Origin of the sequence: Balneola vulgaris DSM 17893 (genome assembly GCF_000375465.1) — a bacterium.
GTDB lineage: Bacteria > Bacteroidota > Rhodothermia > Balneolales > Balneolaceae > Balneola > Balneola vulgaris.
In genome coordinates, this window is record NZ_AQXH01000001.1 from 581,588 (window position 1) to 608,120 (window position 26,533).

General features: G+C 38.7%; 27 protein-coding genes and 1 tRNA gene. 4 read left to right on the forward strand and 24 right to left on the reverse strand.

The window, feature by feature from the left end:
• Positions 1–25: 25 nt before the first annotated feature.
• Both B155_RS0102610 and B155_RS0102615 read right to left on the reverse strand, forming a co-directional pair.
• Positions 26–2,533, reverse strand: a complete 2,508-nt coding sequence (locus B155_RS0102610; protein WP_018126686.1) for an efflux RND transporter permease subunit — start codon at positions 2,531–2,533, stop codon at positions 26–28.
• Between the two features lie 48 nt (positions 2,534–2,581).
• Positions 2,582–3,322, reverse strand: a complete 741-nt coding sequence (locus B155_RS0102615; RefSeq protein WP_018126687.1) for a DUF3047 domain-containing protein — start codon at positions 3,320–3,322, stop codon at positions 2,582–2,584.
• A gap of 111 nt (positions 3,323–3,433) precedes the next feature.
• Here B155_RS0102615 and B155_RS0102620 point away from each other — a divergent pair, with 111 nt between their 5' ends.
• From B155_RS0102620 to B155_RS0102630, 3 genes are read left to right on the forward strand one after another with little or no spacing between them, the layout of a single operon-like run.
• Positions 3,434–3,925, forward strand: a complete 492-nt coding sequence (locus B155_RS0102620) for a hypothetical protein (RefSeq protein WP_018126688.1) — start codon at positions 3,434–3,436, stop codon at positions 3,923–3,925.
• Positions 3,922–4,821 carry a hypothetical protein gene (locus B155_RS12820; protein WP_018126689.1) on the forward strand — a complete coding sequence of 300 codons (900 nt, stop codon included), beginning with the start codon at positions 3,922–3,924 and terminating at the stop codon, positions 4,819–4,821. The genes B155_RS0102620 and B155_RS12820 overlap by 4 nt, the downstream gene beginning before the upstream one ends.
• Positions 4,822–4,835: 14 nt before the next feature.
• Positions 4,836–5,666: a class I SAM-dependent methyltransferase gene (locus tag B155_RS0102630; protein WP_018126690.1), complete on the forward strand. Its 831-nt coding sequence runs from the start codon at positions 4,836–4,838 to the stop codon at positions 5,664–5,666.
• Between the two features lie 2 nt (positions 5,667–5,668).
• Here the strand turns inward: B155_RS0102630 and B155_RS0102635 are convergent, their stop codons facing one another.
• The 19 genes from B155_RS0102635 to guaB form a co-directional block, all read right to left on the reverse strand.
• Complete coding sequence (locus B155_RS0102635; RefSeq protein ID WP_018126691.1) at positions 5,669–7,183, reverse strand: oligosaccharide flippase family protein; 1,515 nt, start codon at positions 7,181–7,183, stop codon at positions 5,669–5,671.
• A complete protein-coding gene (locus B155_RS0102640) occupies positions 7,173–8,438 on the reverse strand; it encodes a glycosyltransferase (protein WP_276130745.1) in 1,266 nt (421 codons plus the stop codon). The genes B155_RS0102635 and B155_RS0102640 overlap by 11 nt, the downstream gene beginning before the upstream one ends.
• A 52-nt stretch (positions 8,439–8,490) precedes the next feature.
• Positions 8,491–10,035 carry a hypothetical protein gene (locus B155_RS0102645; protein WP_026167153.1) on the reverse strand — a complete coding sequence of 515 codons (1,545 nt, stop codon included), beginning with the start codon at positions 10,033–10,035 and terminating at the stop codon, positions 8,491–8,493.
• A gap of 11 nt (positions 10,036–10,046) precedes the next feature.
• Positions 10,047–11,078, reverse strand: a complete 1,032-nt coding sequence (locus tag B155_RS0102650) for a hypothetical protein (protein ID WP_018126694.1) — start codon at positions 11,076–11,078, stop codon at positions 10,047–10,049.
• 45 nt (positions 11,079–11,123) lie between these two features.
• Positions 11,124–11,717 (reverse strand): MlaC/ttg2D family ABC transporter substrate-binding protein, encoded by a 594-nt coding sequence (locus B155_RS0102655; RefSeq protein ID WP_018126695.1) that lies wholly within the window; start codon positions 11,715–11,717, stop codon positions 11,124–11,126.
• An 8-nt stretch (positions 11,718–11,725) separates the two neighbouring features.
• The gene (locus B155_RS0102660) at positions 11,726–13,105 is read right to left on the reverse strand and encodes a TolC family protein (RefSeq protein WP_018126696.1); all 1,380 of its coding nucleotides are present in this window, start codon (positions 13,103–13,105) and stop codon (positions 11,726–11,728) included.
• An 80-nt stretch (positions 13,106–13,185) separates the two neighbouring features.
• Positions 13,186–13,270, reverse strand: a tRNA-Ser gene (locus tag B155_RS0102665).
• Positions 13,271–13,276: 6 nt separating this feature from the next.
• Entirely contained in the window at positions 13,277–14,173 is an 897-nt protein-coding gene (atpG, locus tag B155_RS0102670) for an ATP synthase F1 subunit gamma (protein ID WP_018126697.1), read from the reverse strand.
• 3 nt (positions 14,174–14,176) lie between these two features.
• A complete protein-coding gene (atpA, locus tag B155_RS0102675) occupies positions 14,177–15,793 on the reverse strand; it encodes a F0F1 ATP synthase subunit alpha (RefSeq protein WP_018126698.1) in 1,617 nt (538 codons plus the stop codon).
• 33 nt (positions 15,794–15,826) lie between these two features.
• Positions 15,827–16,375, reverse strand: coding sequence for an ATP synthase F1 subunit delta (gene atpH / locus B155_RS0102680; RefSeq protein WP_018126699.1), 549 nt, complete (start codon positions 16,373–16,375; stop codon positions 15,827–15,829).
• Positions 16,376–16,386: 11 nt separating this feature from the next.
• Entirely contained in the window at positions 16,387–16,902 is a 516-nt protein-coding gene (gene atpF, locus B155_RS0102685; RefSeq protein ID WP_018126700.1) for a F0F1 ATP synthase subunit B, read from the reverse strand.
• Positions 16,903–16,908: 6 nt separating this feature from the next.
• Positions 16,909–17,130 (reverse strand): ATP synthase F0 subunit C, encoded by a 222-nt coding sequence (gene atpE / locus B155_RS0102690; RefSeq protein WP_018126701.1) that lies wholly within the window; start codon positions 17,128–17,130, stop codon positions 16,909–16,911.
• Between the two features lie 39 nt (positions 17,131–17,169).
• Positions 17,170–18,222, reverse strand: a complete 1,053-nt coding sequence (gene atpB / locus B155_RS0102695; RefSeq protein ID WP_018126702.1) for a F0F1 ATP synthase subunit A — start codon at positions 18,220–18,222, stop codon at positions 17,170–17,172.
• Positions 18,222–18,593: a hypothetical protein gene (locus B155_RS0102700; protein ID WP_018126703.1), complete on the reverse strand. Its 372-nt coding sequence runs from the start codon at positions 18,591–18,593 to the stop codon at positions 18,222–18,224. Before B155_RS0102700 ends, atpB begins: the two co-directional genes overlap by 1 nt.
• A complete protein-coding gene (locus tag B155_RS12825) occupies positions 18,586–18,810 on the reverse strand; it encodes an AtpZ/AtpI family protein (RefSeq protein WP_169331263.1) in 225 nt (74 codons plus the stop codon). Before B155_RS12825 ends, B155_RS0102700 begins: the two co-directional genes overlap by 8 nt.
• A 7-nt stretch (positions 18,811–18,817) precedes the next feature.
• The gene (locus B155_RS0102710) at positions 18,818–19,255 is read right to left on the reverse strand and encodes a bactofilin family protein (protein WP_018126705.1); all 438 of its coding nucleotides are present in this window, start codon (positions 19,253–19,255) and stop codon (positions 18,818–18,820) included.
• A gap of 5 nt (positions 19,256–19,260) precedes the next feature.
• Entirely contained in the window at positions 19,261–20,121 is an 861-nt protein-coding gene (locus tag B155_RS0102715; RefSeq protein WP_018126706.1) for a M23 family metallopeptidase, read from the reverse strand.
• On the reverse strand, positions 20,118–21,275 hold the full coding sequence (locus B155_RS0102720) for a glycosyltransferase (protein ID WP_169331264.1): 1,158 nt from the start codon (positions 21,273–21,275) through the stop codon (positions 20,118–20,120). The genes B155_RS0102715 and B155_RS0102720 overlap by 4 nt, the downstream gene beginning before the upstream one ends.
• A 142-nt stretch (positions 21,276–21,417) precedes the next feature.
• Entirely contained in the window at positions 21,418–22,905 is a 1,488-nt protein-coding gene (gene guaB / locus B155_RS0102725; RefSeq protein WP_018126708.1) for an IMP dehydrogenase, read from the reverse strand.
• 123 nt (positions 22,906–23,028) lie between these two features.
• On the opposite strand from guaB, the gene B155_RS0102730 reads away from it, so the two are divergent.
• Positions 23,029–23,787 (forward strand): hypothetical protein, encoded by a 759-nt coding sequence (locus B155_RS0102730; RefSeq protein WP_018126709.1) that lies wholly within the window; start codon positions 23,029–23,031, stop codon positions 23,785–23,787.
• A gap of 9 nt (positions 23,788–23,796) precedes the next feature.
• Here B155_RS0102730 and B155_RS0102735 read toward each other — a convergent pair whose 3' ends face one another.
• The 3 genes from B155_RS0102735 to B155_RS0102745 form a co-directional block, all read right to left on the reverse strand.
• Entirely contained in the window at positions 23,797–24,141 is a 345-nt protein-coding gene (locus tag B155_RS0102735) for a hypothetical protein (RefSeq protein ID WP_018126710.1), read from the reverse strand.
• Positions 24,142–24,259: 118 nt separating this feature from the next.
• Positions 24,260–25,153, reverse strand: coding sequence for a bifunctional methylenetetrahydrofolate dehydrogenase/methenyltetrahydrofolate cyclohydrolase FolD (gene folD / locus B155_RS0102740; protein ID WP_018126711.1), 894 nt, complete (start codon positions 25,151–25,153; stop codon positions 24,260–24,262).
• A gap of 1 nt (position 25,154) precedes the next feature.
• Entirely contained in the window at positions 25,155–26,528 is a 1,374-nt protein-coding gene (locus tag B155_RS0102745; RefSeq protein WP_018126712.1) for a sigma-54-dependent transcriptional regulator, read from the reverse strand.
• Positions 26,529–26,533 lie beyond the last annotated feature (5 nt).

Consider the following 26,533-nt stretch of genomic DNA (forward strand, 5'->3'; position numbering starts at 1 on the left):
TAAAGCTGAGCGATCTAATGTCACTTTAGAATCGAATCCAATTTTTGTCTTCTAGCCACTGAATAAGAGCAGGCAGGAAGGTTAAGGATGTTAATAAGGTCATCCCAATACCTAATACGGCAATCACTCCAATCGATTGCAAACCAGGGTGACTTGTGAATAACAATCCAGCAAATCCTAACATGGTTGTAACCGATCCCATGGTAATATGCTGCCCAGTACTTGAAAGTACTTGCCACATCGAGTTTCTACCTTCTTCACGATAGCGGTGTGCTAAATGAACTCCACTATCTTCACCAATACCAAGTATGGCGGGTAACACTACGAGATTGTAGAAGTTAAATTGAATATCAAACACCATCATTATACCGAACAGCCACAGTAAGCCAACCACTAATGGCAACATCGCTATTACCGACCACCTAAAGGATCGGAAAGTAAAGAGCATGAATAGATAGATGATGATAAATGTAGCACCAACCATATATGGGCTTTCTGTACGCATTAAGTCCAACATATTCGCGGCTACAATACTTGTGCTCCCAGCGTAATAAGTCTTGCCATTATCTAGTTCTACACTCCCTATATCATCCTTAAAGGCAATGGACTTCTTCCCATCAGATAAGCCTACAGATGGATATATGATTACAAAACGTCCTACTTCTCCATCCTTAGTTATGAATCGGGATTTCAGGTAATCAGGAATTTGATCGATAGTGAGTGGCTCTTTTGTTTGAGCAGCCAATCTTAGTTTATCCAACTCCTCGTCATCCTTGTTCACTAGAACGGGATCTTGTAGTAACTCACGAACACGAGCTATTTTCTGAAGCTTTGCATTTTCTTCCTCCTCTGTAGATGGGAATCGATCTTGTAGGGCCTCAACACTTTCTACGGTTGGGGAAGTAGTATCGGCTTCAATCTTTCTATTTAACACTTCAACCAACCCTTCAACTTCTTCATCTGAATCGGCGATTATATAGGCTGGATTTCTCTTTGAGGTCTCTCCTACTTGCCCCGCTACTCTTCTAAACTCCTCATATTCAGGGAAGGTAGGTTCGAGTTTCCCGAAATTATATTCAAAGCCAAGTGAACCACTAAAACCTATTACCAAGGCTGAAATGGTTAAACCAAGTACAACCGTAAATCGAGCTAAAGGATAGCGTTTGGTTTGAACTACATGATGCTCTTCCTTTTTGGAGAATAATACCCAGTTGAATTTCTCAAATATTACCAATAATGATGGCAGTACATACAGCATGGCAAAGAGTGCCAATATGATTCCTGTTCCTGAAATAAAGCCAAATTCAGAGAAGCCTCTGAAGTCTGCAAACATGAGGACATAAAGTGCTGCAGCTGTAGTAAATGCACTTACAAATATGGCCTCACCTGTTTTATCATTGGTTTGATATATAGCATCTTCAACACTATAACCTGAAGATCTTAATTCGATATAACGAGCGTAATAGTGAATCCCATAATCGATGCCCAGACCGAATAGAATTACGAATAATACCGATGTCATGGTATTGAGCATCCCTAAATAAAAATAGGTGAGCCCGAAGGTCCACACCAAGCTCATTACCAAAGGTAGACCAATAATTAGTACGGGTACTGGAATTCGTAATACATGACTCCAAATAGAGTGCTTGAGTTCTTCAGATTTTCCTTTGCGGTAATGCAAGTACTTCTTCACAAAGAAGTAAAGCATCACAAGTACAATTACGCCACTAATACCAGAAGCAAAACTTCCTATTACGTCGTCCATAATGGAGGTTAATTCTTCAAGGTGACGCTTCAAACGTCCACCAAATCGCACTTCCATTTCAGGGTGAAATGAAGCTGGATCTAGCGAATCAATAAGCTCCTGATAAGCAACGAACATATCCTCTAGATACTTAATGTCACTTTTTGATCCCGTTGGGTAAAACTTTACTACCATGATCGTGCTATCCTCATTCACCGGATATTCTGAAGGCACTAACATTTCGTAGCTTTCTTGGAATTTCGCCGCTTTGTCTTCGTCTACTTCTTCCTCTTCATCCTCAAAATCATCCCCAAAATCGATTAAGAATGGATTGGCATCTTCTTTCGCCGTTGTAATCTCATCCTGCAACCAATCTATTACATCGTCTAATTCTTGCTCGCTGGCTAAATAAAGAGCGTTATTCTTTATAGACTCTGTATCTCTCTGAAATTCAACCCCACTAAAATACGTGTCTTCATATCGTGGGTAATACAGCTCTAAAGTCTTTGGGATTAAAGCCTCAGCAAACCTCTTATTGGCTTCGAAACTAGGCGACTTAATAGCTACCTGCATTTCTGTTTCACCACCTACCGTATCCTTTAGTTTCTCGAGGGCTAATACGTTTGGATTGTCTTTAGGAAGCAGGTTTGCAATATCCGTATCAATCTTTAACTGAATTGCATAATACCCACCTAGAACTGCAAGAATTAAGCTAAACCCAACTACTAAAAATGGGTGTTCTATGTTGAGTTTAAGAAGGGGTCTAAAAAGCCTTAATATTTTTTTCATGAATGTAGTATGCCCTTAATTAGCCGATGAAGGTACCGAAAAGATCTATCAATTTTGAGCCGATTTTAAATATATGTCGTCGTAATCCGCTTTGGCTATATCTTCCGTGTTGTTTGCATCGCTTAGGATTAAGATGGCAAGTGGTTTAGCTGGCGGATTATCCCCGAATAATCGTTTGTAATCTGCAACTATATCTCGTTCAAAAGTTTGCCATTCTCCTTGCTTATCGCCACCTGTACCAATCACTATAATTTTTTGATTACCGTAAAACTTTGATAACTCCGTTCCTTTTGGGAGCGTGGAACTCCATGTATAACGAATACTCTTAGGTACTTTTTTAAACAGAACACGCCCTAAGTCAAAAGCTACATAGATGCTTGCAGCTGCATCATTCTTATCACCATCATCTTCATTCGCACCTGCAGGATATTCGTGGATACGCCATTTCCACGTAAGGATAGGAGTCTCATAAATATCTAAATGTTCTTTATTCCTTAATGGAAAACTTAAATGCTTCCCTCGTTTGCCTTCAAATCGAAGAAACATATTCCCCTCTTCTTCCATAATCCGGTAGTGATATGTAGCTCGTAGATCCCCTGTGTAAGTAATTGGTTTTGCTTCGCCTTTTTGGTTGAACCATTTTTCGGGTAAATCATCTACCGTTTCATTGTCAAAATCATCAACAAGAAATTTTTTTGGTGCTTCACTTTTATCCTGTGCAGACAAAGGCGAATGCGCACATAGTACAATTAACAGAAGGGTTATATAAGTGAGTAAAGATTGAGGCATATTATTAGCCGTAGGTGATATTCATTCAAAATTTTTTCTAGGACAAAGATAATTATCTTCATCTAAAGTCTTAACTTGTGAATCGCTAAAACATTATGTTCAATTTTTCTAATGTCATTTAAAAAGAAATCGATCCGAGTAACCTTAATCAGCTTTCTGATTTATGGTTTTTTAGTAGCCACACACGAAGGAGAGTACTGGCCTTTTAGTATTTACCCTATGTTTTCTAAAGCTGGCCAACCGTGGACTCGCGCTTTAGTTCGTGACATGGCAAATGTTCCTGAAGTCGAAATTTGGGAAACAACCAATCTCGATTCCCTTAAAGGCAATCCCATTTCAATGAGAGCCATAGGTGTAGATCAAATCGACTATTCTAACTTTGTTTCTAAAACAAAGAACTGGAATAGCCAACGTATTTCAGCACTACGAACAATGTTGGGTAACGAAGACGTAAACTCTAACACTTGGATGATATATAAAGTGAAAGGACAGCTAATAGGTTCCGATAGTGTTGAAGTAAAAGCTATCCCATACCTCTACTTCAAAAGAGATACCACTCTTTTTAATCCCTCACTGCCTAAAACAGATTATTTCAACGAATGAGTATCGGAAAAGTAATTACCCAAAATTTATACGGCGAACCCGAAGAACTAAGCTCAGCACATCGTGTGTATTTCAAAATCTTTGAGCTTTTCACGCTGTATTATGTAATTCAGCTTTCATGGGAATGGGGTTTATATACCTTGAAAATTACCGATGTAGTATTGCCTCTTGGTATTGCTAACATCATCGATATCTCCTTCATGCATGGCAATAATCTTCCCTTAATTAATGCCGCACTTATATCTGTACTTATGCTATTCGCCTTTTTTCGAAAAGGTGAAAAGTGGATCTATATGGTTGCACTGGTATTATTGCATTTGCAGTATGTGGCTCGCTTTTCAATTGGCGAAATACCTCATAGCGCCAATTTGGTAGGCATGGCATTATTTAGTTTCGCAGTTGGCTGCACTTTTTTCGAGAAAGAACTGCATCGCTATCGATTTATATTTGGCTTTACCATCTTCTACATCGGATTAGGGTATTTTTCTGCATCCATATCCAAGCTTATAGGTACAGGAATTTTTTGGGTAGATGGTAGACATCTATGGCTATGGATTGCCGAAAAAGGAACGGATATACTATCTAGAGAAGGAAGTTTTTCATATTCCTTTGTACAAGAACTAGCCTTAAAAAGTATCCCTGCCGCTACCTTAATGCTACTTGTTGGTATACTCACTGAATTTTTTGGAATACTGATCTGGTTCAAAAAACTTCGCCCTTATGTTACTTTAGCATTAGTGGGAATGCACTTCGGTGTAATGATGAGCATGAACATAAGATTTGATTCTTTTATGATAGAATTACTTATACTTGGCTTCCCATATCCGGAGTTAATGAATAGATATAATTTTAAAATCAGCAAAGACTCCGCTATCAATAAGATTCTACAGATTTAACTAATTTTTTGGGCATGTCATATTTTACAGAGCTTCGAATTAAGCATATCGATCACAAATTCATCTTAATTCCTCTGGCTCTACTAATTGTACTTAGCCCAGTAGTAATCTATTTTTTTGAGCTCCTTACTTATCTGATTTTTCTACAGGTATACTCTCTCATTTTCATATTGATTACGATCATTCATGCGCAGCGTTCTATACTCGAAGAGATTCGATATAAAGATGGACGTGACCAAGCAATGATGAATATCCACCGTATAGTGAATCCTAGATTCCCCATACCTTCATTAACAGGTTGGGCAGCATTCCCAGGGCTAATTGAACTTATCCTATCTGAAGTTAAACGAAATAAGCCTAATCACATTTTTGAAATTGGAAGTGGCTCTTCTACCATCATTACTTCATACTTATTGGAAGAATTAGGTAACGGTCACATCACTTCATTGGATCATAGTGAACACTATGTGGGAAAAACACGAGATGACCTAAAACTTCATGAGTTAGAGCAATTTGCAGATTTGCATTACGCACCGCTTACCTCTGTTTCAATAAATAATGAGTCATACAGCTGGTACGATTTATCTGCTATCAACTTAAGTGAATTGCCAAAAATTGATTTATTAGTGGTTGATGGTCCGCCCGAAAAAACCCAAAAACATGCTCGTTACCCAGCCCTACCCCTTTTGATTGATCACCTTTCAGAAAATGCTGTGGTTATTTTAGACGATGCAGCACGTTCCGAAGAACAAGAAATTGTGAACCGTTGGCTAAAGGAATTTCCCGGCTTTACCCATCAATATATCTATACCGAAAAAGGGTTATCTATTCTTCGAAGGGCTTAATTTTACTTCCACAAAAAGCTAAAACTTAACATCTCTTTTAGATTTCGCCATTCTTCTCTAGTAATCACTTTGAATAGCGAACCAAGCACTAGGTATAATCCTATATAACTAACCACATTGTAGGTGAGATCTAGTTTGGCATCTACATCAGGCCAGCCAAGGTTACCCAACAGATATACAATCACACCTACAACTGAAGAGGTAATGAGTACGGCACTGTAATGCTTAACCGGCAGTACTTTCTGAATAGGCACCTTCATATGCCCTGCAATTCGTTGAAGAGTAAACACCCAATTGATCACGTTGGCAATTAAAGTAGCGGCGGCCGTACCATTTATACCAAACCAAATGGTAAAAGGAACACTTAATAACACATTTAAAACCATTAAAGAAATACTCAATCTCAGCACCCCTTTGGTATCGCCATACGCTTGAAGTATACTTCCATAATGTGCTACACGAATCAATATTATTAAGTTGTATAGCTGAAATGGTAATACCGATCCTTGATAACTCTTCCCATCTGTTTCAAATAAAAGTGAGATGAAACTCGAAGCGGTAACTACGATCATAATCGTTAAAGGGATTACGATTATGGCTACTTTCTTAATCCCTTTATGCCATACATTAATCAGGTTCTCATGCTCATTTTTGATCTTATGGCTTACATATCTCGAAATTAATACAGTACCTACTGCAAATGGAATCACTCTGATGATGGGAACCTCGGTAGCTCCTGCCAAATATTCGGCATAGGCTATTTCACTCAAGAAAAGCGTTACAATAAACTTATCAGCGTACTTATTGAACTGGTTAACAAAAGATGAGATGCCGAGGGGTAAAGAAAAGCCAATCTGTTCTTTAAAATTCCCTTTTGGCGTTTTCAATTCACCCGGTGGTAGAATTACGAGCATCCAAATGAGTGAACCAACAAAGCGGATAATCGCATACAATATCATCCCGTAAAGCGCCCATTCAATGCCATAACCAAGAGCAAAAGGACCAATTAGCGCTACAAACGACATCAAGCTGGTAATTACCTGATACCAACCCGCTTCTTTTTGACGATCTGATGCTAATAATATGTTATGAACCGGCCACGAAGGGATCTCGAAAATTGCAATAATGGCTATGTAAGGCAGGAACTGCTGTATCGTTTCTATAACCTGAGGCTCAAATTGGTCACTTATCAGCCAAGGTGCGAGCACTTTTATCAACATTATGAGCGCTCCAGAAATCAATCCTGTAACTAATAATATTCCACAGGTTTGTAGGGCAAAAGCTTTTCTGAAGTTTTTCGATAAGTGCTCAAAGTAGTAGAAAATACTTTCAGGGAATCCTAAGGTGGATACATACCGCGCTACTTCATAGATCATCAATAGGTAACCAACTATAGCGTATTCGGTTTTGGATAGAATCCGAATAATGATAACTGCCGTAGTAAGGTCAATTAATGAGGTAAGCACTCGTGAGAATACTACCACCATCGTTTTTTGGGTCAGTGACTTAGCCGACATGATCTATAACCTTTTTTAAAACAGTGGATAGTTCAGCTGCTCGTTGCTTTGCATCATATGTTGAGATGACTTCAGTTTTTCCCGGCCTACTAGGTACATCATTTCCCTTTAATCTGCCTTCAGCATATCTTATCAATTGATTTGCAGCCGCTTCCAAATTTTGAATATCAAATTGTTCACCTCGGTCTGTTTCTAACAAAATCTCTTTCACTTCGCTATTTTGAACCAATGAAATAATAGGCTTTTCTGCTGGAAGATAATCCCACAGTTTTGCTGGTATGATATCCGTCCGATCGGGTTGTGTACTTAGTAGCAGAACATCGGCTTGATTGATCTCCTGAGGGACTTGAGTTACGGGAACTTTATCTCTGACTATAAACTGATGTGTTACTCCCAAATTCTCCGCCTTTTCCTTATCTGCGCCCGTTAATGCTGCATAACTATGAATTTCAATACACTTCGCTACTTCTTCATTGATAGACATCGCCTTTTCTAGCACATTTAATATCAATTCCGCATTAGAAAGATCTCGGAATGCCCCTAAGAAGAGCACTCTGAGTTTATTACTAACCTCAGGTGTATGTGTTTTTTGTTGATCAAAATGGTCTAAATCAAAGCTATTATAAATAACCGAAGCATCTAGTTTCGGATACTGCTTTTTATATTTAGTTGCGGTTTTATGGGCCGTAAAGGTAACATGATCTGCATGCTTCATCATCCATCGTTCGGCTTTCTTTTCGAACCATTGGGCCAACTTACCTTTTTTCGGGAATCGAACATCACAAAGTGTCCATGGGTCTCTAAAATCTGCAACCCAAGGTTTATTCATGGATACCGCTATTTGACCAATTACATAACCACCCGACCAAGGATCTGAAGTACTCCAAATGATATCTGGATTGATAGCATGTATATGCTCTTCTATCTCATTTCTCTTGGCTCTAAAAAACGGCCACCAAGTGTCTAAAGGAAACTGTTGATCGAACCATTGCGTCAATTTCGATTCTGAAGCCGAAGATGCTTTTTTACTGGAAGATTTTGAAGTTGACGACTCCGTTCTATCTAAAGGCGGTTTAAGTGAAAGTATTTCGACCCCTTCCAGTTCTGCGCTTGTGCGCTCATCTAATGTTCCTTTACTATGAATGCACATCACTGTAACGCGCCACCCCATTTTATTCAGGTGCTTGGCAAACCTATACGGACGAATAGCCCCAACCCTTTTTCTTGGGGGAAAATAAGGCGCGAATATTAACACACTAGGTTGTTGTTCTTGGGTCAAAACAATCCGTCTAATTTTGTTCGTGAGCTTATTGGTATTTAAAACCAATTTCAATCATGGATGCAAACCGTTGATCAGACACCCCACCAAAATGGTTAAAATTCTCAACCATATTGAATCCTAGGTCTCCTTTTATCCAAACAAATTTAAAAGGACTATATAAGAAATCTACCCCTACTCTACCCGTAGCTTCAGTGGTTCCTGTTAGCACATACTCAAAAGCATTTCCATTGGCATAAGATGAAGAAAAAGGTTGATCAATTTCCTGCTCCCCTTGCAATAATACCCCAACATATGGTGAGATTCTTAAGCCTTTGATTCGTGAATGTGCAAAATAATCAACTTTGAATGCGCCATAAATATAGTCGTTAAATTGACTTGCAATCCCTTTCTTTAAATAGACATGTCGCCCTTCGGCATCATCCGTATTATAGGCTTGATAGCTCACGATTTCAGCATCCATATTAAACCTCAATGGCGCCTTTCTCATCATATATGAACTATTAAATATTGCCGAGAAATTGTTTTTTTCTGTGATTCCCCTTTCATCTCTATTAAAGATTAGGTCATCTAGCATGAAATCAAAATTCGCGGTAAATCCGTCTTTGCTGAACCAAATACTCGTCCCAAGAAAAAGGTTTTCGGTTTGATCCATGGGGGTTGCCCCTTCTAAGAAAAAGTATACCATGGAAGGAACTAAATATTTGGGCTCTAAGGTGGTGTTATGTCCCCCATATAAAATTCCATCTTTGAAACTGAGCCTCCAATGATCGTTGATCTTCCAATCAATACGTTTTAAGCTCAAATATCTGTTCTGGGATTCCGCATCCCCTCTTGAGTTTCCATCAAAGCGATCATCACTACTTATTTCATCTAAGAAACCAAATATGGTTTGGTATGAAATTTTGGAGTTCCCAATTGTAAAATTGATTTGATCGAAGGTATTCGCATTGGGCGTAATGAAAGTAGATTTCCGATTATACAGCCCCCAATTATGTTCAAAACGACCGATATATGCTTTTATAAAAGGTGAAGAAAAACCCAAATACGAATCTTCATTTCGCATGTATAAACGGTTTGTAGCATCTAAGCCATCGGGACCAAATTCATAATAAGTATCGAATCGGACGTTCGTATTTAAGGTGATATTTTTAAAGTCGGTAAAGAATGCTAAATCGGTGAATGGCCAAAGGTGATAATCGGTTGAAGTAGCTCTGTACACATCCATTCGTTCGGTATCATTTGCAACAGCCCCACTTCGAACATAGGGTGCAATGATGTAATCTCGATTAACATCTTCTCGCTTAAATTGTATCTCTTCGTACAATCGAGCAACCCACTGTATCTCTAATACTGATAATGAGGCGCTGTTTATCGCCTCTAAGGCTTCGAACACCTCAAAATGAGTATAGGGTAACCTATTCGGGTTCAAAGCTTTCATATGCCCTTTTTGAATGAGTTGATCAATCAACTCATAGGCCATTTGATTATCTAATTCTAGAATTCGAGCCTGTTGTGCTTTTAGGTCTTGAAATCCTAATAGGATGAAAAGTAATAGCAGTAGATGTTTCAAAGCATCACTGTTTACGAGGAAAGCTCATTCACATCACTTGATGTTGAATTATTGGCCTTCAATCCCTCATGATTATGTGTGATTTTTTTCCAATTCGATTCTGCGAATACAAAAAATGGTACTTTTTCATGATACCATCCAAAATGGATGCAGTAAGGTGTGGTAATTAAGAAATCACTTTTACCAGGAACCATCGAAAAGATCTTTAATAGAATCGATCGAACTTTAGGAGATTTTAGCCCACGTAATGAGTACATAAAATCGTCGCAGTAGTATTTACACGTCACATACTCAAACTCATCGTCGTGTTCGGTCAGGTCAGAAATGTAATCTAATTGAGGGCTGTTGTGACCTTGAAGCCATGGGTATACAGGATTATTCAGCTTAGACATCGCCATAGCTAAACTCCACTCACACGATTCCTCTGTTCTTCCCTGTTCCATTTTTCGGCTCTGAAAATGTGTCTCGAATTTACGATCTAACATCTCTGAGGCAAGCACACAAACTTTACGTGTTTGTGAGTAATCTTGAGCAAAAATAAGTCCTGATTGAACTCTACTTAAGTAATTGAGGCCGAATCGTTTCAACGTTCGTTTACGCCTTCCTAATATAATATCCTTTAAAACACCAAAGCCTTTAGCCGACCCGAAAAAATTATCGGAAACAAGATTACCAGTGATGGTAAAATCAAAGATTCCAAAAGATTGCCATAACGAATCTGGGTTCTTACACCATACAATGTCACTATCGAGGTAGAGGTTTCTTTCAAACAACATGTACTGATATACATTGTGCTTAAAACCAACAATTGAACAGTGTTCTTCTGGTAAGACCTGAATAACAGTAAAGTAAGAATCTAATCCTTTCTCCTCGAGGATATCCTTCTGCTTTTGGCTACAAAGCAAAGCTATAGGGCGCTTACGATCATGCCTTCTTAAAGTAGCAACCGAAGCTAATGTGTGCTTTAAGTATTTCGTATGACCGTAGCTTACATAAACATATCCCTCTCCAGGGATACGATCGTTTTTCAGTGTCTTAAGCAATTTTTTTTGATTTGAAGATACGCTTATTATTTATTGGCTAAAAATCTAACCTCTAGCCGCCCTTTTTCTTAAGCTAGACATTAATGCGTCAAAGCCGCGTTTATTAATAATACGCTGAAACTGTTTGTTATAAGATTCTGCTGTAGATACATCATCGATAATCATATCTGTAATTACCCACTCACCATCTTCCTTTTTCATCGTGTAATACAATGGAGTTCTAACTTCGTCCAATACTGCAAGAGTCTCAACACGAGCTTTATCGGCATTTACATCAATAGATTTATAACTCACATCTGCTCTGTAGATATCTAACTTATTTAAAGACTGATCTCTGACAATAGTGGCGAATAATTCTACAAATTCTACCTGAGTAGCCTCATCTAAAGTGCTATAAGTATCACCCAATGCGTAAGTGGCCATAGCTTTAAAATCTATTACACCGTTGATGATGTCTTTTAGCTTATTGCGCTGCTGATCAGTGTATTCAGAACCCTTAGGTCCTAATAATGTTTTAATCTCTTGATCACGCTCTTCTAACATATTTTGAATTTCAGTACTTGGAGTTTGAGCCTGTACATTTTGACTGCTTCCAATTACTAAAATTAACGAGAGTGATAATAAAATAAAGTTCTTCATAGTTTTGCTTAGTTATTTTGAGGCTGTACTAACGGAAGACCTGCCGCTTTATTTAGTTTTACCATCGAAGTATTCAATTCAAAAATATACTCTTTTTCTTTTAGCCTTAATTCGAGTTCCATCTTCATTGCGTCGATGAGGTCCTTAACTTCACCTATACCAAAGTCATAATCTAGTTGTTCCATACGAACCCATTCTTTAGAAGTATTTAATGCTTCTTCGGTTCTCTGAACTTTGACATCTGCTAGATTCGCATCTTTATAAGCTTCACTTACTTCCAACATAATACCATCTTGAGCTGCCGTCTTAAGTAATGTAGTCCGCTTCATCTCTAGTTTACTACGTTCAATCTTATTCTTCACCTGAAACAGGTTTAAATTCTGACGAATACTAAAGCCTAATGCAGTATTAAAAGTATTCTCAGGTGTGCTTATAAATGGATTAGGCTGACGAGGACGGATAGGTGTGGAAGCGAAAGTGGTAGTAAAGCCAAAATAAAGCCCTGGTAAATTTTGCGCTTTTTGAAAGTCTATATAACGATCTAAAGCCTTAATACCGGCTTCTAAACCTCGAATTTCAGGCCTATTATTAAATGCACTAGCTTTGTAATGATCAAGTGTTTGAAGAGCAACCGCTTCTTTTTCGAGATATCGAACTGAAGGCTCGTAAGTAACATTATCCTCACCTCTTAATACATAGTCCCAAACGCCTTTAACAAAGAGAAGATTCTGTTCAACCTCCGCTTTTTGAATCTCAAATTGAGATTTAAAGATCTTAAATTTATAGACATCTGTTTCATCAACATCACTATCTGATTCACTTTTGGCTTCATCCAAACTACGCTCTATCTGCCTTACTTTTGAATTTGCGTCATCTAGCAAACGCTCAATCTCAAGTGCTAATACGTAACTGTAATACAATTCGAAAAGACGAGCTGTTAATTCAGCTTCTGTAACATCTTTTTCAAATTCTGAGGCCTTAACCGCTAATTCTGCAGCATGCACAGCTTTGTTCACAGAACCCCATGTAAAAACGGGTTGAACACCCGAAATTCTTAATCGGGTATAGACCCCTATTTTCGACCAATCGTTTTTGGCATCTGGATCTAAATAAATTTGTTTTTCAGGGAAGTCGTTGGGGGAGCTAACACCTGGTACAGCCGCATGTTCGGATCTAAACTCTAGGCTAGGTAAGTATTTTTGATCTTTGGCCTCTTTAACACGGTTTTCAGCTAAATTTACTTTCGTATTAGCGTGCTTAATTTGTCCAGAGTTGGCTATAGCCTTATCTAAAAATTGTTGAAGCGAGATTTGAAGGGTGTCTTGAGCTTGAATCTCCAATGAAAATGAGATTAACAAGAGACTGAAAATAGGTAAGAATTTCTTCATAGATATTTTTTGTGGAGATAACGCATCAAAATACCATTTATTAAAACAAAAATAGCCCTAAAAGGGCTATTTCTGAAATGCGGAGAGTGAGGGATTCGAACCCCCGGAGACTTGCGCCTCAACGGTTTTCAAGACCGCCGCATTCGACCACTCTGCCAACTCTCCAATAATTTAGTCACTAAGTGCTTGAGCACCCGATACAATCTCGGATATCTCAGTAGTGATTGCACTCTGACGTGCTTGGTTATATTGCAACTTCAATGAACGCTCTAAATCTTTCGCATTCTCTGTTGCACTATCCATCGCAGACATTCGTGCACCCTGCTCTGAAGCATTTGATTCTAGCACTGCTTTCCACAATTGAATGTTCAAATGTAGAGGCAAAAGCTTATTAAGAATCGCTTCCGAATCAGGCTCGTAAATATAGTCATTTGTAGATTTAGTGTCACCCTCAGATTCAAAATTTCTTCCAAAACTTTTAGGGTCGATCGGGAGCACCTTCTCTACCTTTCTATTCTGCGCAATTACAGACTTAAATTCGTTGAATGCTATATAAACCTCATCAAAGGTACCAGCTACAAATTGCTCAGTAGCTTTTTCCATGATTGCTGAAGTTGCGTCATATTCAATACTGTCGAAGAAGCCTGGGAAACTTTCAATAACATTGTACTTTCTCTTAGTAAAGTGAGCCGTAGCTTTTTTACCAACCGTAACTAATGAAATAGTACCCGCTTCCAACTGCTCAATAAAGGTAGAGTTTAATTGCTTCTCTACTTCTTTGAACAAGTTGTTATTGAATCCACCACATAATCCGCGATCAGATCCAATAATGATGAACAATAAGTTTGAACGTTCTTCAGCAATTTCAACTAATGGGTTCTGAACATTCGTGTTTTCAGCCAAACGACCTACAACGTCTTGAATCTTAGCAGCATAAGGACGTGTTTTGGTCATTCTGTCCTGAGCTTTTCTAAGCTTTGCAGCAGCCACCATCTTCATTGCTTTGGTGATCTGCTGCGTATTGTTTACAGAACTAATTCGATTCCGTATGTCGCGTAAGTTGGCCATTTATTAAGCTTCTTGTGATGCTAAGATTTGATCAATTACAGTATTTGCAATATTGATGAAGCTTTGTCCAAGCTCATCACTTAACACACCAGATTTAGCTAATGAAGCCATTTCTTTGTCGTGTTTAGCTAATACTGTTTCAAGGAATTGAGTTTCGAATTCACGAATCGATTCAACAGGAAGCTTATTTAATAACCCTTCGTCATTAATTTTTAGAAGTGCAATTTCACGCTCTACTGGCAGTGGCTGATACACATCTTGCTTTAATAACTCAACAGTACGCTCACCTTTCTTAAGTTGAGCTTGAGTAGCAGGGTCTAAGTCAGATCCAAATTTCGCAAAGGCTTCTAACTCACGGTACTGAGCTAAATCAAGCTTCAATGTACCAGAAAGTTTCTTCATTGATTTCACCTGTGCAGAACCACCCACACGAGATACAGAAGTACCCACATCAATTGCTGGGCGAATACCCGAGTTAAACAAATCAGTATCAAGGAAGATCTGACCATCCGTAATCGAAATTACGTTAGTTGGAATATACGCTGAAACGTCGCCTGCTTGAGTTTCAATAACAGGAAGTGCTGTTAATGAACCACCACCTTTTACCATAGGTTTTAACTCTTCAGGAATGTTGTTCATTGACTGAGCAACCTTATCGTCGTTAATAATCTTTGCAGATCTCTCTAATAAACGACTATGAAGATAGAATACATCACCTGGGTATGCTTCACGCCCTGGAGGACGCTTCAGAAGGAGTGACATTTCACGGTATGCAACAGCTTGCTTAGAAAGATCATCGTAAATAACCAATGCATGACGCCCAGTATCACGGATGTACTCACCTACAGCTGCACCAGCAAATGGCGCGATGTACTGCATAGGAGCAGAAGAACTTGCAGGAGCAGATACAACAACTGTGTAATCCATCGCTCCGTTTTCTTCTAGCACCTGACGAATACCAGCTACTGTAGAGCCTTTCTGACCAATTGCTACATAAATACAGAATACTGGATTTTCAGAATCCTGGGTAGCTTTTTGGTTTAGAATAGTATCAATAGCTACAGACGTTTTACCAGTTTGGCGGTCACCAATGATAAGCTCACGCTGGCCACGACCAATAGGAATTAACGAGTCAATCGCTTTAATACCAGTTTGAAGAGGTTCTGCAACAGGCTCTCTATAAATTACACCTGGTGCTTTACGCTCCAGTGGTAACTTAATAGTATCACCTAGAATAGGACCTTTTCCGTCGATAGGATTACCAAGCGGATCAATTACACGACCAAGAACACCTTCACCAACATTAATTGAGGCGATATCTTTGGTACGTTTTACGGTGTGACCCTCTTTAACAGAGCTTGAAGAACCGAAGAGTACAATACCCACGTTATCTTCTTCAAGGTTAAGAACCATACCTTTGATATTGTTACCGCCTTCATCTTTTGAATCCGGTAATTCTACAAGCTCACCGGCTTGTACATTAGAAAGGCCATATACACGTGCAATACCATCACCTACTTCTAGTACGGTACCCACATCATAAACATCAGCTTCGTTGTCGAAACCGCTTAATTGTTTACGTAAAATGGCTGAAACTTCGTCTGGTCTGACTTGGCTCATTGTATTACTTTAATTTCTAAAACTGTTCAAATTCTATTCCACCGACGAGGCGAGGAATTTATTTTCAAGCTGTTCTAATTTATGCTTAACAGTAGCATCAAATACGGTATCACCAATCTTTACCGAAATACCACCTTTAAGGTCGGCTTCTTCTTTTAAAGAAAGGTTTACTTTTTTTGAAGTTGTTCTTTCAAGCATTTTAGTTAGCTCAATTACTTGAGAATCACCTAATTGCTTTGCTGATTTAACTTCAACAGTGATAATACCGGCATCTTTGTTGTATACATCAACAAAAGACTTGGTTATCTCAAATAAGATATTCTCTCTACCTTTTTGGGCTACCAAATCGATAAACTGAGATACTAATTTTGAAACCTTATCACTAAAAATAGCAGATAACGCCGCTTTCTTATCGTCGGGCTTAACTATAGGGCTCTTTAAGAAATTAACTAATTCCTTAGAACCTACTAAAGTAGCCTGAATCGTAAGTATATCTTCCAGAACTGTATCCAAAGAGTTTTGCTCTTTAGATACTCCAAGAAGTGCTACGGCGTAACGGCGTGCTGATTTTGATACCAACATTAATGCTATGCTTAATTTTTAGACAAGTCGTTAATAAAATTATCGACCAGCTTATTATTCTTTTCGTTATCCAACTCTGCATCTATGATGATAGAAGCAGATTTTACAGCTAGCTGTGCAACTTCGTTACGAAGTTCCATAAGTGCCTGCTTCTTTTCCTGCTCAATAGTAGCTTTCGCTTGATCTATGATTTGAGCAGCCTCATCCTTGGCTTTCGAGATACGCTCGGTTCGGAGGATTTCGGCTTCTTCTAAAGCTTCCTTTCGGATTTGTTGTGCCTTAGCTTCAGCTTCGCGAAGGGCCTTCTCATTGTCTTTTGAGATTTCCTCAGCTTTCGCTAATGCTACTTCTGCTGATTCAAGAGACTCTTTAATTTTAGTCTCTCTCTCATCCAGAGCTTTCATGATTGGTGGAACTGCAAATTTAGACATGATGACTACAAAGAGCACCAAACTAATTAGAATCCACCAAGCAAACCCTGTGTTAAATGATAAAAGCCCGCCTCCGCCTGCTAAGAGAAAAATCATTTTGTTCTATGATTTAAGAGCAAGAATGATACAAATAATAGCACCGAAAAGAGCTACACCTTCAATGAATGCTGCAGTAAGAATCATCGCACCTCTAATGTCTCCAGATGCTTCTGGCTGACGTGCAATACTCTCAGTAGCTGCTCTACCGATCATTCCGATACCTAAAGCTGCACCGATTGCTACGATTCCAGCTCCTAAACCTGCTGCTAAGTATGCAAATTCCATAATGTTGTTTTTGATTTGTTTGGGTTATTAGTATTTGTTTTATGCTGTGTGCTCAGCATGGTAATGTTCTTCGTCGTGCTCATGACTTTCCGCTGCCATTCCGATGAAAACCGCAGAAAGCAATGTAAATATGTATGCTTGAAGTAGCGACACAAACAACTTCAAGATGTATAGAACTGCTGTTAATACTACAGAGAAGATACTTACTCCGTAGGCAGCCACTGTACCGTACATATCATTGAAAATAAATATTAGGCCAAGAATCGCGATAATCATAATCTTACCCGACATCATGTTTGCAAATAAACGAATAGCTAATGCAAACGGCTTGGTGATTAACCCAATTAACTCAACTGGGATCATTAAAAACTTAACGCCTAACGGCACTCCAGGGAACCAGAATACATGTCCCCAGTGATCTTTAGTCCCACTGAACTGTGTAATTACAAAAGTACACACAGCCAATACAGCAGTTACTGTAATATCAGCTGTTGCAGTTGCAGCCCATGGTAATAGACCAAAAATATTCATGAAAGCAATTACCATAAATACAGTAAACAAGTAAGGAACATACTTAGCGTGCTTTCTGTCATCGATGTTTGGCTTAGCTACTTCATCGCGAATAAATACAAAGAAAATTTCGAAAAGGTTTTGTACAGCCCCTTTAGGCTCCGACTCTCTACCCACGCCCTTTAAATAGCGACCGCGAGCAAACATAGTGAAAATGAATACCGCACCAAGGCTTAACCAAAAGTATATCAAATGTGAAGTAATAGAGAAGTCAACAATGATACTACCCGCTACTGGAGTTACAATACCATCTACATCTTCAAAAGAACCTGATGCGATAGCAGCCTTACTATTTGAGAATGCATCTAGGCTAGCCTCTCCTGCTTCATTTTCCCAATAGAAAATCCTAGGTAGGTAGATTTTGCCAAAAGGCGTTTTTAGATAATCATGATCGGCAACAGTACCCATGATATCAATTGGAGATTCTTTTGCAGCTTCATCTTCAGCAGAAGCAAACAAATTAGGGGTACTCACCGATAAAAACAGAAGCGTTAAAAACAAACGACGTAAGGTCTGAATCATTACTTTTGGCTACTTCTTTGTTGAAGAATTTTATTGATAAAAATCATTTCCGTTACAGATTGGTAAAGATAGGAAATTATGAAACTAACTGTAAAGTAGATTTCATCAATTTTTGTGAGCCCGAGCAAAATTCCCATTGCAGCGAGAACTAAAACGAATCGAACTGCCATTGAAAAGAAAAAAACCTTCATAAAGGTATTAGAATCAGCATCCCAGAACTGATCTATAACCCAGGCATTTCCAACAATAAATATCAGACTTAAGAAAAAACCTGAAAATATTGCTACAGCTGGGTCTACTGGTAAAATAAAGAGTGCTAAAACACTCGCAATCATGGGTATCACATTCAGTCGCAGAATGTATTTAATCATCACTTCGATCTTCGTTTTTATTTGAGCTTGTAAAGGTACGAGAAACTCGGATCATGAGTGAAAAAAAAATACCTACACCTACTGCTACGCCAATGAGCATAGCAATCGGAGAGGTATCAAAATATTGGTCAATAAAATAACCGGATATGATAGGGATAAAGAGTGAAGCCGCTATTTCAGCTCCAAGCCCAAGATACTCGGCGTATTCTTTGGGCATCTTCATATTACTTCGCTGATTTTAACTTGGTTTCTTCTGCGTATTCAGCGTCGTTATTCTGTGTGATTGATTTCAAATCGGCACCCATCTTACAAGTACCATTAATTTGAGCGCCTTCTTCAACAATAAGCGACTTCGTGAAAATATTACCGTCAATTACAGAGTTCTTTCGAAGTACTAACTTACTATTTACACGTACATCCCCTTCTACACGGCCTGCAATGTCTGCATCAGAAGAAGTGATATTTCCTTTTACTTCACCCTCATTGGTAATAATCATTTTTCCTTTCGAGACCGCTTCACCAATTATGGTTCCACTAATACGAATATCCGAGTTGGAATGAATATTCCCTTTCAGTTTTGTGCCTTCACTTATAATATTAACCGAGGGGCTTTGATTCGTTGTATTACTCACTTTATTACTCGCTTTGTTTGAATTAAACATTCTTTCTAAAAAATTAGATACAGATTAGGATTTTGTGATGACCCGTTCTTCCAAATTTCAAAGTGCACATGGGGGCCTGTACTCGAGATACCAGTATCCCCTATCAATCCTAAGATATCACCTTTGAGCACTTTTTCACCTTTTGTTTTGTAAAGTTTTGAACAGTGCTTATAGGTGCTTACTAAGCCATCATTATGTTGGATTGATATTACATATCCAAAATCGATAGTCCAGCCACTTGAAATCACGCTGCCATCAGCTACGCTTTTTATTTGTTCATTTTCTGTTGAGGCTATATCAATACCATAATGCCCTTTCATGGGCTCATAGCCTCTACTTATAGTGCCTTCAACCGGAGGTTGAGCAGGAAAATCAGGCACATCGCTCAATATATTCGCCGTTAAAAAATAGCCATCTCCAAAATTATCATACAAGTTAATGTCGTAAACAGAAGCCGCAGAACTGTTGGTGGTTTTTGCAGCCTGATCTAATGCCGCTTGTCTCAACCGTTCATCAATGGAAAGTGTGGTATCCTGATTCAATCTAATCACAGTTTTGATGTCCTGTAACTGCTGGTCTCTCACTTCTAATGAATCTTGAAGTGCCACGATTCTATCTGAAATGCCTTTAATTTCATTTCTAATCTTCATCTCATCCGTGCTATACAATAAACTGCCTAATGGCGTAAGCATAAAAATAAGTGCCACAAATCCTGCTAATAAAACAGAAACAAAGCCGAGTGCAAGGAATAAACTCTTAGGTTTTATGGTATAGGAATTATCTTGCCCCGGACGAGTATCATCTAACAACAGTATGTTTAATACTTTGTCTCGGTCTTGATATAATCGTTGAATAAATGATTTCATTTCAAATCTTGGCTAACAACAGTTTCAAATAGATCAGCTAGCTCACCTGTAATATGTTTTCGGTTGTACTTTTGCACTATTTCTTCATCTACATTCTTGAGCATTCCAGCTTTCCATTTATCTAATATGGTACCTATTACGTTCGCGATAGTTTCTTCATTATCAGGTGAAACTACAAAACCTGCTTTGTAATCCTCAATAATTTTCTGTGATTCCCCATTATGTACTAAGCCAAGTATGGGTTTTTGGGAACCAATGTATTCAAAGAGTTTCCCGCTCTTTACCTGTTTCAAACTTTCTGAAAAGTTTTCTAGCATCCACAGTAAATCCGCACTTTTAAGATTGCTCACCGCTACATCATGATTCACATATCCATAATCAGAAACAAAGTCGCTGAGTTCTAACTGCTCGATGAAGTCTTTTATTCTTGCATCCAATCCACCTTGGAAATGTAGATGTATAAGACTTCGCGCTTCCTCACTTCTATCAAAGAGTAACTTTACAGCTTTCAAAAAAGTATCTGGCTGATTCTTACTATAAAATAAACCGCTATACAGAATGTTCAACTTACCATCTTTATACTCGATTGTTCCTTTAGATTCTTTATCAAAATCTACCGGATCGTAACCATGTGGTATAACTTTTAATGGCAACTCTTGATCCACTTTTTGTTGAAGGGTTTCAGCTGAATATTCATCTAATACGCTAATCCCTTTAGCCGCTTTTAACCAGCTTAGTTCAAGCTTTCTTTTTTTAGCTAATAACCGTTTCGACGATTGATTCTCAAACTGGTTTTCTTCAAACAGGTCTCTATAATCTATAACAAATGGAATTCCGGATTCTTCACTGAGCTTTTGGGCAAGGATGTTATTACTAAATGGAGGAGCTGTACTAAAAATTAAATCGATGTCCTTCGACTTCAATAACTCAAGTCCTTTTTTGTAACCCGTTTTAATCCAACCTTTCTTGTTGTCAGGAAAGAACATCAACCTTGAAATTGCTCGAAATATAGTTGCCTTTTTTCCTGTTACCAGCCCTGTATTATTAGCTGAACTACCCATAAGGTGGAAAGGGGTATTTCCTTGTACCCTATGCACTTCCACTCCAGTTTCTTCTACTTCTTTAAGCAGTGTATCGTCAAATATTTGATACATCCCTGGCTCAGGGGTTAATACTATGGGGTTCCATCCGTACTCTTTTAAATATTTTACGAACTTGAGAGGCCTTTGTACTCCACTCCCCCCCATAGGGGGAAAGTAGTATACAATAAAGAGTACATTTTTCATGGTAGAGGAATTACACCGAGTAGTTCGGTGCCTCTTTTGTAATTTGTACAGAGTGTGGGTGACTTTCTTTGTAAGCAGCGGCAGAAATCTGTACGAATTCAGCGGTGGTCTTCATCGCCTTGATGTCGCCTGCTCCACAATAACCCATAGCAGCTCTCAAGCCACCGGTCATTTGGTGTACCACTTCTGAAAGGTATCCTTTAAAAGGCACACGCCCTTCAATACCTTCCGGTACAAGCTTATTGATATCATCTTCTACATCTTGGAAGTATCTATCTTTAGAGCCTTTTTTCATGGCTCCAATACTTCCCATGCCTCGGTACGACTTATACTTTCTAGATTCATAGATGATAGTCTCGCCTGGGCTTTCATCCACACCGGCAAACATAGAACCCATCATAACTACATCGGCTCCACCAGCAATTGCTTTTGGGATATCCCCTGTTTGCTTGATTCCACCATCAGCAATAAGTCCAATGCCATTTTCCTGGCAGTATTCAGCTACTTCCATAACGGCACTTAGTTGAGGAACCCCAACACCCGTAACTACACGAGTAGTACAAATTGACCCAGGTCCCACACCTACTTTAACAACGTCAGCGCCCGCTTCAGATAAAGCAATTGCCGCATCTTTTGTAGCGATGTTTCCACCAATAACATTTAGATCTGGATAGGTTTTCTTTATCTGAGATACTGTTTTCAAAACACCATCAGAGTGGCCATGAGCGGTATCTACAGTAATAATATCTACGCCTGCATTTACAAGAGCTTCAACACGTTGCATAGTGTCAGCTGTAACACCAACAGCCGCTCCAACACATAAGCGCCCTAATTTATCTTTACAAGCATTCGGGAAGTTCATCTTCTTCTCGATGTCTTTGAAGGTAATTAAACCAACTAGCTTATTATTCGCATCAACGATTGGAAGCTTTTCCACTTTGTAATGCTGAAGTATCTGCTCTGCTTGAGTAAGTGTAGTTCCTTCTTTAGCAGTGATTAGGTTTTCATGGGTCATGATATCACCTAATCGCTTAGTCATATCAGACTCAAAACGAAGGTCACGATTAGTTACGATACCAACTAAGATTCCGGCATCATCAACAATTGGAATCCCACCAATTTTGTGCATACGCATTAGTGAACGCGCATCTTTAACTGTTTTATCTTCATCTAAAGTTACAGGGTCTACAATCATCCCACTTTCACTACGCTTAACTAATCGAACTTGCTCAGCTTGATCTTCGATTGTCATATTCTTGTGAAGCATTGCAATACCCCCTTCTCTAGCTAGCGCAATGGCTAACCTATATTCCGATACCGTATCCATAGCGGCACTAACGATAGGAATATTCAGTTTTAGAGTTGGAGTGAGTTGCACACTTATATCTACTTCACGTGGTAGAACTTGAGAATAATTGGGCACAAGGAGAACGTCATCATAGGTAAGGCCTTGGCGGGTGATGCGTTCAAATGGAGAGGAATCCTTCATTTTATACATTAACACTAAAAAGTTTGGCTTGCAGTTTTTCAAAGATAAGCATATCTCAATGGAAGTGCTTAATCGATAAACTTTTTTTTCTTCCACCCGTAGTTGTTGCAAAACTACACTAACATTTAGGGCATGACTCGAACATATTCCAAAAAGGAAATCAGTAAGATTCTTACGAGAGCATCTGAAATCCAATCTCAACAAGAGCAACAAGGCATTACTGATGGATTGACGGAACAAGAACTAATGCACATCAGTGAAGAAGTTGGAATTGATAAAGCGGCTATACTCGAAGCATTAAAAACCTTTGATGATCCTGAATTCAACTCTAAGTTTGATTGGATAAAAGGCACCACTAAAGTTCAACACATTAGTTCCGTTAATGGCGAAATAAGTGCCGATAACTGGGACGATTTAGTTCGTGAAATTCGACGAATAACTGGTGGTATCGGCAAAATTACTGTGACAGGAAAATCATATGAATGGGAACAACGCAGAGGCGACTTCGGATATCGCCACCTAACTCTAACCCCTTCTAATGGTCGTACAGAAATTCAATATGTTTCAGGATGGAATAGTCTAAAGTTTTTAATTTACATGGGTGTATCTATGGCACTTCTCGCCCCATCCGCAGTGATATTCAAATCAATGGGTTATGGTAAAATTGCTTTACTCTTTGCCATAGCTACAACGGCTGTTGGTTTATTCCCTATATCAAGAGTAATCCTGAATCAACAATTCAATAAGCAAAGAGTTCAGCTTAAAAAACTTGTTGAAGGTATATCTTCGAAGATATCATCCATAAAATCACCCACTATTCAGATTGAAGATGAACAAGTTTATGCAGATAAAACTTCTATTTCTAACAGCTCAGAATCTATAAAGCACTAATTAAGTGCTTTATAGCTTTTTAATTTTAAGTGCTTTCACAGCGGTATCTAAACTACAGATCTTATCTTGATAGCAGCTAACCCAGTAGTGCACACTATTTCTTCTGTTTTGAACGTATGGATCACAAGACGAAAAATATCCTTTCAACTCTTCAACCATGAACTTAACATCGTCGTAGATTTCGATTTTAAGCTCGTCTGGTAATTCGCCCCAACCCAGAAGTTCAAAAGCTTGCTGCATCTCCTGAAACTCTTGTTTGCTCTCTTTCTTGATTCTATTCAAAAGTGGAGCGATGAATAAATCAGATTTTTTATTCTTTGTAATAGATGGGGTTGTTAATGCATGCAGTGCCATGATAATCTCCTTTGTTTTTTGATTTACTCAAGGATACACACACAGAGTGACAACATAGTGTCACCCTTATTTGAATAAAAAAATAGGGGCTAAAAACCCCTATTCATTAATATCATTTTTAATCGGTTGGATAAATGCTCTGTTTGGCGGCAAGTAATGTGTTTTTCATGAGCATTGCAACCGTCATAGGGCCTACACCACCAGGTACGGGAGTAATCCAACTCGCTTTTTTACGCACAGATTCGAAATCAACGTCACCGATAAGCTTATACCCTTTCTCACTAGTCTCGTCGGCTACTCTATTAATACCCACATCAATCACAACGGCCCCTTCTTTCACCATTTCGGCTTTGATTAAATGAGGTTGTCCTGCGGCAACTATTAAAATATCAGCATTTATAGTATGGAGCGTTAAATCGCGAGTATACTTATGGCAAATAGTTGTTGTGGCTTTACCTGAGGAATTTTCTCTAGATAGCATGGTAGCCATTGGTGAGCCCACTATGTTGCTAGCCCCTACAACTACAGCATGTTTCGCTTTCACAGCAATACTATAGTATTTGAATAATTCCATTACTCCAGCAGGAGTACAACTTCTAAAACAAGGCTGATCTAATGCAAGACGACCTACATTCATAGGGTGGAAACCATCCACATCTTTTTTATGATTGATGGTTTCAATCACATCATGTGAACTTAAATGTGATGGTAATGGGAGTTGAACGAGAATACCATCAACAGCGTCATCAGTATTGTACATTCGAATTACATCTTTAAGTTCTTTAGCAGAAATAGTGTCTTGTAGAATCTCGGTTGATGTCTCGATTCCAACATCTTCACAGGCACGCGTTTTGGCACCAATGTATACTCTCGATGCTGGATCATCCCCTACAAGTATCACTTTTAAAAAGGGAGCTCTATTCCCTTTCCCAACCCATTCAGCTACATCTTCTCGAACCCTTGTTCGAACTAATTCAGCTACTTTTTTTCCATCAATGATCTCTGCGCTCATATTATCGCTCGATATTATATTTTTTCATTTTGTTATAAATATGACTTCGCTGAAGTCCAACCGTATCAGCTGTTTGGGAGATATTCCAATCATTCTTCTCTAGTTGTTTTACCAGAAAGATTCGTTCTGCGGTTTCTTTAAAGTCTTGAAAGTTGCTGGTACTATCTGCCAAGTTACTTAAATCAGAGTCTTCAATCTTTTTTGAACTAAGTACACTTTCTACAGCTTCTTCATCTATTAGATCATCCGTAGCCAATATTCCAAGTCGCTCTACAGCATTATACAATTCTCGAACATTTCCCGACCATAATCGCTTTTTAAGAGCATTAAGTCCCGACTCAGTAAACTTTACAGATGAAAAACTAATATCTGTTGTCTTCAGCTTTTTTAGGCAAGCTTCAGCAATTAATGGAATATCCTCTGCCCGCTCATTTAAAGCCGGTACTTTTATGGGAATTACACTGATTCGATGGAATAAATCTTCTCGGAAGTTGCCGTTTTTAATTTCTTGCTCTAAATCTTTGTTGGTCGCAGCTAGGATGCGCACATCCACATTAATAGACTCATTGCCACCCACTCGTGTAATTTTATTCTCTTGTAATGCACGCAATACTTTAGCTTGAGCATCTAAGCTCATGTCCCCAATTTCGTCTAAAAAAAGCGTTCCACCATCCGCTTGCTCAAACTTTCCAATTCTTTGCTCATTAGCCCCGGTAAAGGCTCCTTTTTCATGACCAAACAACTCACTTTCAAGTAAATCGGCAGGAATAGCCGCACAGTTTACTTCAACGAATACAGCATTGGCACGTGGACTCTTTTCATGAATCCATTTTGCTACCAATTCTTTACCTGTACCGTTTTCACCCGTAATCAGAACCCTAGATTGAGTTGGAGCCACTTTGTCAATCATCGACTTAATGCGAATAATTGCTTTACTCTCCCCTATGATCTCCTGAATTTGGGGTAGTTTTTTTTTTATCTGTTTTACTTCTTTGGCGAGGTCCTGCTGTGAAAGAGCATTTCTTACCGTGAGAAGCAAACGGTTTAAATCAGGTGGTTTTTCAAGGAAATCGAAGGCTCCCATTTTTGTGGCTTCTACTGCGATATCAATGGTGCCATGCCCTGAGATCATAATCACTGGAAATTCAAATCCAGAAGTACGTATTTGTCGAAGTGTTTCGATGCCATCGATTCCCTTCATTTTGATATCTAGAAGCATTAAATCTACCTCTTCTTTAGATATCATCTCAAGAGCTTCGCTTCCACTTTCGGCTGTAGAAACTTCATAATCCTCGAATTCGAGAATTTCTTTTAGAGTATTCCTTATCCCCTTTTCATCATCGGTTACCAGTATGTGTGCTTTTGTATCAGCCATAGTTT

Excerpts from the sequence above, each read along its gene's own strand:
- B155_RS0102610 (WP_018126686.1), bottom strand. The coding sequence starts at position 2,533 with ATGAAAAAAATATTAAGGCTTTTTAGACCCCTTCTTAAACTCAACATA.
- B155_RS0102615 (WP_018126687.1), bottom strand. The coding sequence starts at position 3,322 with ATGCCTCAATCTTTACTCACTTATATAACCCTTCTGTTAATTGTACTA.
- B155_RS0102620 (WP_018126688.1), top strand. The coding sequence starts at position 3,434 with ATGTCATTTAAAAAGAAATCGATCCGAGTAACCTTAATCAGCTTTCTG.
- B155_RS12820 (WP_018126689.1), top strand. The coding sequence starts at position 3,922 with ATGAGTATCGGAAAAGTAATTACCCAAAATTTATACGGCGAACCCGAA.
- B155_RS0102630 (WP_018126690.1), top strand. The coding sequence starts at position 4,836 with ATGTCATATTTTACAGAGCTTCGAATTAAGCATATCGATCACAAATTC.
- B155_RS0102635 (WP_018126691.1), bottom strand. The coding sequence starts at position 7,183 with ATGTCGGCTAAGTCACTGACCCAAAAAACGATGGTGGTAGTATTCTCA.
- B155_RS0102655 (WP_018126695.1), bottom strand. The coding sequence starts at position 11,717 with ATGAAGAACTTTATTTTATTATCACTCTCGTTAATTTTAGTAATTGGA.
- B155_RS0102660 (WP_018126696.1), bottom strand. The coding sequence starts at position 13,105 with ATGAAGAAATTCTTACCTATTTTCAGTCTCTTGTTAATCTCATTTTCA.
- atpG (WP_018126697.1), bottom strand. The coding sequence starts at position 14,173 with ATGGCCAACTTACGCGACATACGGAATCGAATTAGTTCTGTAAACAAT.
- atpA (WP_018126698.1), bottom strand. The coding sequence starts at position 15,793 with ATGAGCCAAGTCAGACCAGACGAAGTTTCAGCCATTTTACGTAAACAA.
- atpH (WP_018126699.1), bottom strand. The coding sequence starts at position 16,375 with ATGTTGGTATCAAAATCAGCACGCCGTTACGCCGTAGCACTTCTTGGA.
- atpF (WP_018126700.1), bottom strand. The coding sequence starts at position 16,902 with ATGATTTTTCTCTTAGCAGGCGGAGGCGGGCTTTTATCATTTAACACA.
- atpE (WP_018126701.1), bottom strand. The coding sequence starts at position 17,130 with ATGGAATTTGCATACTTAGCAGCAGGTTTAGGAGCTGGAATCGTAGCA.
- atpB (WP_018126702.1), bottom strand. The coding sequence starts at position 18,222 with ATGATTCAGACCTTACGTCGTTTGTTTTTAACGCTTCTGTTTTTATCG.
- B155_RS0102700 (WP_018126703.1), bottom strand. The coding sequence starts at position 18,593 with ATGATTAAATACATTCTGCGACTGAATGTGATACCCATGATTGCGAGT.
- B155_RS12825 (WP_169331263.1), bottom strand. The coding sequence starts at position 18,810 with ATGCCCAAAGAATACGCCGAGTATCTTGGGCTTGGAGCTGAAATAGCG.
- B155_RS0102710 (WP_018126705.1), bottom strand. The coding sequence starts at position 19,255 with ATGTTTAATTCAAACAAAGCGAGTAATAAAGTGAGTAATACAACGAAT.
- B155_RS0102715 (WP_018126706.1), bottom strand. The coding sequence starts at position 20,121 with ATGAAATCATTTATTCAACGATTATATCAAGACCGAGACAAAGTATTA.
- B155_RS0102720 (WP_169331264.1), bottom strand. The coding sequence starts at position 21,275 with ATGTATCAAATATTTGACGATACACTGCTTAAAGAAGTAGAAGAAACT.
- guaB (WP_018126708.1), bottom strand. The coding sequence starts at position 22,905 with ATGTATAAAATGAAGGATTCCTCTCCATTTGAACGCATCACCCGCCAA.
- B155_RS0102730 (WP_018126709.1), top strand. The coding sequence starts at position 23,029 with ATGACTCGAACATATTCCAAAAAGGAAATCAGTAAGATTCTTACGAGA.
- B155_RS0102735 (WP_018126710.1), bottom strand. The coding sequence starts at position 24,141 with ATGGCACTGCATGCATTAACAACCCCATCTATTACAAAGAATAAAAAA.
- folD (WP_018126711.1), bottom strand. The coding sequence starts at position 25,153 with ATGAGCGCAGAGATCATTGATGGAAAAAAAGTAGCTGAATTAGTTCGA.
- B155_RS0102745 (WP_018126712.1), bottom strand. The coding sequence starts at position 26,528 with ATGGCTGATACAAAAGCACACATACTGGTAACCGATGATGAAAAGGGG.